The organism is Aurantimonas aggregata (genome assembly GCF_010500835.1).
Classification (GTDB): Bacteria; Pseudomonadota; Alphaproteobacteria; order Rhizobiales; family Rhizobiaceae; genus Aurantimonas; species Aurantimonas aggregata.
Genome location: NZ_JAAAMJ010000054.1, coordinates 1 through 6,941, shown reverse-complemented (window position 1 = coordinate 6,941; position 6,941 = coordinate 1). Strand labels below are relative to the sequence as shown.

Annotated in this window: 6 protein-coding genes; 5 read left to right on the top strand and 1 reads right to left on the bottom strand. The window is 59.4% G+C overall.

Annotated elements, in window-relative coordinates; genetic code table 11:
• Window positions 1–360 precede the first annotated feature (360 nt).
• From tnpA to GTW51_RS22965, 4 genes are all read left to right on the top strand, one after another.
• Entirely contained in the window at window positions 361–753 is a 393-nt protein-coding gene (tnpA, locus tag GTW51_RS22980; protein ID WP_163046353.1) for an IS66-like element accessory protein TnpA, read from the top strand.
• Window positions 750–1,097 (top strand): IS66 family insertion sequence element accessory protein TnpB, encoded by a 348-nt coding sequence (gene tnpB, locus GTW51_RS22975; RefSeq protein ID WP_163046352.1) that lies wholly within the window; start codon window positions 750–752, stop codon window positions 1,095–1,097. The genes tnpA and tnpB overlap by 4 nt, the downstream gene beginning before the upstream one ends.
• A 72-nt stretch (window positions 1,098–1,169) precedes the next feature.
• A complete protein-coding gene (gene tnpC, locus GTW51_RS22970) occupies window positions 1,170–2,801 on the top strand; it encodes an IS66 family transposase (protein WP_163046351.1) in 1,632 nt (543 codons plus the stop codon).
• A 67-nt stretch (window positions 2,802–2,868) separates the two neighbouring features.
• On the top strand, window positions 2,869–3,039 hold the full coding sequence (locus GTW51_RS22965; RefSeq protein ID WP_163046350.1) for a hypothetical protein: 171 nt from the start codon (window positions 2,869–2,871) through the stop codon (window positions 3,037–3,039).
• Window positions 3,040–3,272: 233 nt separating this feature from the next.
• On the opposite strand, the gene GTW51_RS22960 is transcribed toward GTW51_RS22965, so the two are convergent.
• The gene (locus GTW51_RS22960; protein WP_163046349.1) at window positions 3,273–4,313 is read right to left on the bottom strand and encodes a class I SAM-dependent methyltransferase; all 1,041 of its coding nucleotides are present in this window, start codon (window positions 4,311–4,313) and stop codon (window positions 3,273–3,275) included.
• 257 nt (window positions 4,314–4,570) lie between these two features.
• Here GTW51_RS22960 and GTW51_RS22955 point away from each other — a divergent pair, with 257 nt between their 5' ends.
• Window positions 4,571–6,640 carry a putative bifunctional diguanylate cyclase/phosphodiesterase gene (locus GTW51_RS22955; protein ID WP_163046348.1) on the top strand — a complete coding sequence of 690 codons (2,070 nt, stop codon included), beginning with the start codon at window positions 4,571–4,573 and terminating at the stop codon, window positions 6,638–6,640.
• The last annotated feature ends 301 nt before the right edge of the window (window positions 6,641–6,941 follow it).

The window sequence follows — 6,941 nt, the reverse complement described above, 5'->3', positions numbered from 1 at the left end:
CTACGACGACATCGTCGCCCACTGCTGTGACGCTTGGAACAAGCTCGTCGATCAGCCCTGGAAAATCATCTCAATCGGAATGCGGGACTGGGCGCATGAGTTCTGATCAGCGCACGTTGGTATAAGTCCAGACCATCACAGGTCCGCCCAGAACGCTGCGGCCACCGCGGAGCCCTGCGATCCCGGTTCACGCCGACCCTCTTTCGGGGGCCGTAAATTGGTCCCCGAGAGCAGCAGGGCCATCGACCTTTACCGCGGCAACGCACTGGGTTCTAAAAGCCGCTCAGCATGAGAAGGACTGTAAGCCTGCGGTGAAGGCCGTCTTGTGGGAGGCGGGTATTCGGCTTGAGAACAGTGCGTATGGACAGTCATACGCACAGGGCCTTCGAGCGGCTTGAGATCATCGAGACGGGGCGCCGTCGTCGCTGGAGCGACGAGGCGAAGCTGAAGATCGTGCTGGAGAGCCTGGCCGGTCCGCGGTTGGTGTCGGCGACGGCGCGACGTCACGGGATCTCGCGCTCGCAATTGGTGACGTGGCGGCGCGCTTTTCGGGCCGAGCGTGCCGGATCGCAGGCAGGGCCGACCTTCGTTCCCGTGGTGCTCGCGCCGGTATCGGAGCCGCCGAAGCCGCAGATGACGACGGCGGTCTCGCGCATGGAGATTGTCCTGAACGGCGGACGGCGGATCGTCGTCGATGCGGATGTCGATGCCGAGGCTCTGGCCCGGATCGTGGCCGTTCTGGACCAGCCATGATCCCGGTTCCGAGCGGGGTGCGGGTCTGGCTGGCGGCGGGGCATGTCGACATGCGCAAGGGCTTTCCCGGTCTGTCCCTGATGGTCCAGGAGACGCTGAAGCATGATCCGAGCAGTGGCCAGCTCTTCGTCTTTCGTGGCCGCCGCGGCGACCTGATCAAGGTCATCTGGCACGACGGCCAGGGTGCCTGCCTGTTCGTGAAGCGGCTGGAGCGGGGCCGTTTTATCTGGCCCTCGCCAGCGGACGGCACGGTGACGATCTCGCCGGCGCAGCTCGGCTACCTGCTGGAAGGGATCGACTGGCGCCACCCCCAGAGAACCTGGCGCCCGAGCGCGGTCGGATAGCACAAACTCCTTATGTTGCAGGGGTTCTGTGGCAGAATCGGCTCTGTCACGAACTGCTTCGGGCCTTTCGCCATGGCCGCCGCGCCGGATGATATCGCCGCCTTGAAGGCCGCCCTCGCGGCGGCCGAACGGCGTGCCGATCGGGCGGAAGCCGAAGTGGCCAACAGAAAGGCGAAGGCCTCGCACGCCGACGCCCTGATCGCGCATCTGACGCTTGAGATCGAGAAGCTCAGGCGCGAACTCTATGGGACGCGGTCGGAGAAGAAGGCGCGTCTTCTCGACCAGCTCGAGATGCAGCTCGAGGATGCGCAATCTGCCGCCACCGAGGACGAGCTTGCCGCCGAGCAGGCCGCGGCGAAGACGACGAACGTTCAGGCTTTCACCCGCAAGCGCCCCTCGAAGAAGCCGTTTCCCGAGCATCTGCCGAGGGAGCGGGTGGTGATCGAGGCGCCGACTTCGTGTCCCTGCTGTGGCTCGGCCATGCTGTCGAAGCTCGGCGAGGACGTCACCGAGACGCTGGAGGTGATCCCGCGGCAGTGGAAGGTGATCCAGACCGTCCGCGAGAAGTTCACCTGCCGGGAGTGCGAGAAGATCAGCCAGCCGCCGGCGCCGTTCCACACGACGCCGCGGGGCTTCCTCGGACCAAATCTCCTGGCGATGATCCTGTTCGAGAAGTTCGGGCAGCATCAGCCACTGAACCGCCAGTCCGAGCGCTATGCCCGCGAGGGGATCGACCTCAGCCTGTCGACGCTCGCCGATCAGGTTGGCGCCTGCGTCGATGCCCTGCGCCCGCTTCACGACCTCATCGAGCGGCATGTCCTTGCTGCCGAGAGGCTGCACGGCGACGACACCACCGTGCCAATCCTGGCAAAGGGCAAGACAACGACCGGCCGGGTCTGGGTCTATGTCCGTGACGATCGGCCCTTCGGCGGACAGGCACCGCCAGCGGCCCTGTTCTACGCCTCCCGCGACCGCACGGCCGATCATCCCGAACGCCATCTCACCGGCTATGGCGGGATCCTCCAGGCCGACGCCTACTCGGGCTATGGTCGGCTTTACGCCACTGACCGAAGTCCGGGGCCCCTGACCCAGGCGCTGTGCTGGTCTCACGGACGGCGGAAGTTCTTCGAGCTCGCCGACATCGCCCGGAGTGCCCGGCGAGGAAAGAATGCTGCACCGATCTCGCCACTGGCGCTGGAGGCGGTGAAGCGCATTGACGTCTTGTTCGATATCGAGCGCGAGGCGAACGGCCGCTCAGCCGAAGAGCGTCTCGCCGTTCGGCAGGAGCGGAGCATCCCTGTTCTCGCCGACCTGGAGGACTGGATGCGCACCGAGCGGGCGCGCCTATCGCGCCATGCTCCGGTCGCCAAGGCCATGGACTACATGCTGACGCGCTGGGAGGGCTTCGTCCACTTCACCGCTGACGGCAGAATTTGCCTGACGAACAACGCGGCGGAACGCGCGATCCGCAGCCTGGCGCTCGGCCGCAAGTCCTGGCTCTTCGCCGGCTCGGATCGCGGCGCCGATCGCTGCGCCTTCATGCTGACGCTGATCGCCACGGCAAAGCTCAACGACATCGATCCGCAGGCCTGGCTCGCCGACGTCCTCGCGCGCATCGCCGACACACCACAGACCCGTCTCGGCGAACTCCTGCCATGGGACTGGTCGGGCGAAGATCACCGGGTCGAGCGCGCAGCCGCATAGCCAATGATCAGGAGATTCCGCACCGCGGTCCACGCCGAATGGTTACGAAGGACTCAGAACGGCGGCTTTGCCCGGGCGACTGCATTTTGTCGACACCAACAATCAGAAGATCGTCGTCGTCATCCAGATGATCACCCACCTGAAGCAGGCTGGCGCGGAACGGACCGAGATCATCTTCGTCGGCGGCAACAGCGTCGTCGCGCAAGGGGCAATCGACGAGGTTGTCAGACGTAGTTGATGGGTGACTGGTAACCGAGGGCGACCTGACGCATTGCGGGGTTGTACCAGCCTTCGATGCACTGGAATACGATCAGGCCATTGCTAGGGAATGATCCATCTGGTCAAGATCCTGGCCTGCGTCTTGGTAGCGAGTGGCGAGTGGCGAGCAAGGCGTCGCGGCAGACAACGCGATCATCGGAATCTGAGCCAATCTTCTGTCTATAATGATGCTCACCTACTTACGGCCTGCCGTCAGCGCTTATGGCAGGTTCCATAAATAATATTCCGATTTTCTCCGAAGAAGACGTTCGGCTCGTAGACGTTAGCGTCGATACTGGCATTGATGATATCCCACATGTCTTTTTCCGAGCGGAGCAGCAGCGGCCAATTCATGAAACTCTCCATGTATCCGTCGTCGCTGATGTCGTTATTGAAGTTCGCGAACAGAAAGAGGCCGCCCGGCTTCAGCATGTTAAGGCAGATCTGCGTTAGCCGCACGGCAGCGGCCTGGGGCAGATAGTCATACAGTCCGGCCGCGTAAATGAAGTCGAAGTGCCCCAGTCGGTAGGCTCCTCCGAGTAGCCCCTTGACTGATCCGTTGACGGCTTCGACAGCGGTTCCTGCATAGTCCCGAACCATCGAGCCAACGCTCAACGGGTCTTGATCCAGCGCCACCCAACGCCCGAGTCGACGCTCTTGCAGTGCTGCTGAGCGCTCCCCTTCCCTCAGGTGTCCGCCGGCGATCGCCAAGATCTCGGTGCCGCCTTCTCGTTTTGAAGCAACTCGGTCGACATACTGCGCCAGCAGATCGCGCCTTTCGCGGACAGCCACCGCTGCGGGCGCGTAGCTCGTATAGTCATATATTGCGCGACCCAGCGGCGTCGCAGCGGCCACGAGCGGCGCAACGCTGGGGTGGCCGTAAATGAAATCCAGGAGCTTCGCGTCCCCCGAATAGCCTCGCGGCTTTTCGAACGACCAATTGGTGAATGGGTCCTGCTGCAAGTACGCCGATACCGAATGGTTCTGAGCCAAGGGCACGAGCTGCTGCCATACCGACTGCGAGAATCGCGCGCGCATCTCGTGCAGCGTCCGAAACAGATAATCGACCGCCTGGTCGACATGGCCCTCGTTCTTCAGGCGATCTAAGGTGACACCCAACGCAAGCGCGAGCGCGGCTTCGGCGTCGACAAGGCTTTCGCGGTTGCCTGCAACGCCCGAAGCGTCTGCACTAGCCGCGATAAGTTCCGGCGTGATCAGAGTTTCCCCATCGATCGGGGCCCGCTGTTGGTTCATTTCGGGTTCCCCGGCATGGACCGCTGCGAGACAGGCGGCGGTCACAGATTCTGACCGGGGGACGATTGAAGTTTTGGGTTAATTTTCGATTAATTGTATACGGCGAAGAACCCGTCTGCGTATGCGGACGATCCTGTTATGCTCTAAATAGGCTAGCAGAGCGTAATATTTTAGCTGACTCGTTAACACAGATGTTCATCAATTTCGTTACGATCACCATATCTGTGTCAGTCGGCAGAGAACCTGATCGAGGACCGATGAAGCTTGGCACCCGCAAGAATCAAAGAAATTCGCTTCCCCGAAGGACTTTCGGCAGCGGGCAGGAAAGAGGTGACCGCCTGAGCCGGCACGGGGATCTGGTAAAGACGGAGCTCGCGAAGCCTTGGTACGCTTCCCGTTCAGAATCGCTGGTCAAGGTATATAATCGTAGACGGGAGCCGTATAGGCGGGCAGACGCACGCTATACAATGTGGGTTGCAGTTGTTATCTATATCTTGTTTGGGCTTCTTGACTTCGTACTCATTCCCGATGTAGCCGATGCGACAACTGGCGCGCGAATCTTGTTTGGAGCAGCCGCGTTTTGTATAGTAGAAGTGCTCACCAAAGTAGGCGCACGCGCAAATCAGCTTGAAACAACCTGCGCTGGAATCATCGTAGCTTGCTACGTTGCGTGGCTTTCCATCGCCGTCTACAGCGTTTACACATTAAGCGTTTCGTATTACATGGTCTTCGGGACCATCTTTATGATGGTCGCCAGCCTGTTGTTTAACTTCAAACCTATTTACGCGATTTTTACGTCAATATTGGTAACCATCGCTTTTTTCGTAGCTATGATATTTGTGATTCCGGTTTCGCTAAATTATGCACTTGCTTTTGGAACCTTTTATTTCTCCTGTTTTGCCTTCACAGCTTACGTAAATTGGAAACTAAACCTCGAGCGGTACAGAGTTTTCCTAAACGCTTTCCAGGCCGAGAGGCGTCAGGAGGAACTGGCAGAACGCCGTGATACTCTCCTCCGTTTGTCCAACACCGATCCACTAACCGGCTTGATGAATAGGCGGGCCATAGACGAGAAACTTCGGCAGTTCTGGAGCACATGGCTGACTACCAGCACTCCATTCGCAGTCGTCCTGGCTGACATCGATTTTTTCAAGAGCTTCAACGATTATCATGGCCACCAAGAGGGCGACCGCTGTCTGATTTATGTAGGGAAGGCCTTACAGCGGGCGATTGCGCCTTACAACGGTTCGATTGGACGGTACGGCGGGGAAGAGTTCATCATCCTCGCCCCATTGGCCGATGACTCGCAGCTTAAGGCCCTTGCTGAGACAGTGCGCTCGGCGGTGGCAGACATAACCGTCAACCACCAGCATCGGAAGGACGGCGAAAACATCGTCACAGCGAGCGTCGGCGCGAGTATTACCCGGAGGCAAAGCAGTTCGAAGGTCGAAACGCTCCTGAACGAAGCTGACCGAGCCCTTTACAGCGCCAAGGCGAGTGGGCGCAACTGCGTTCACCTGTTCGATCCGAGTGATCCGAAAAGCGGAGATGACAGCGAAGCGGTAGCCGCCTTGCTCCGCACAGCAATTGATCGGCATCTGGTTTCTCTGGTCTACCAGCCCATTCAAAGCCTACCCTCGGGTCGCGTCGATGCGGTTGAGTCGTTGATGCGCCTTCGAATGCTAGATGGAACCGACGTTCCGCCCAGCGTCTTCATTCCGATCGCAGAAAGAACAGGCGCGATCCTCGAGCTGGGGCGTTGGGCGATTGACACGGTCTGCCAAGAGCTCTTGAGCAACAGGCATATTGCGTTTGCCACCGTAAACATCTCGGTCGTCCAGCTAAGAGCACCCGGATTCTCGAAAACGGTTGAGGACATTCTTCATGAGCGGCGGGTTCCCGGTACCAGACTCGCTATTGAGGTGACTGAAGGTCTGGATCTTGAACTGAATTCCGAAGTGCTGCGCAGCATCGGCTCGCTAAGGCAGCTTGGAGTTAGGATATGGCTCGATGATTTCGGCACAGGATTTGCGGGTTTATCGTGGCTTCGACTGATCGATTTTGATGCAGTCAAGATCGACCGCTCTTTCATTAACAATCTTAGTAACAACCGCGATGTAACAATGTTAAGAGATATAATTGAATTAGTTCGAAATCGCGGGCCCCAGATACTGGTAGAAGGTGTGGAAACAAGCGAACAAATGGAAATACTGGGGAATTACCAAGTGGACTACTTGCAGGGGTATTTCATAGGGCACCCCCGCCCATCAGCCAATGTCGGAGCTATAATCGCTCCACAAGCCTTGCAGATGTCGAACCAACTCTGACGGTTACCTCTCGGTTGCAGCCATCTGCGTCGCACCAGGTTCAAATGGATTCCACGGTGTCCGCCAGCTTGGACGCTTGAGGGACAGTGTGAGTTCGGAACGCCGGGTACTCTGGCCCGCCTTCGGCAATAGCGCGGTAGGGTTCGTAGGCGCCAGCGCGAGCGCAGCGAACTGAGCTGGCCACCCGCAAGAACCTCGCCTGGCGGGTGATTTCGTGATTCACTTGGCCTGTCATGATTTGGAGGCAGGTCGATGGAGCAACGGTCGCTTTTCGGTCTCTCGGAGCATCTGGAGCGCCTGA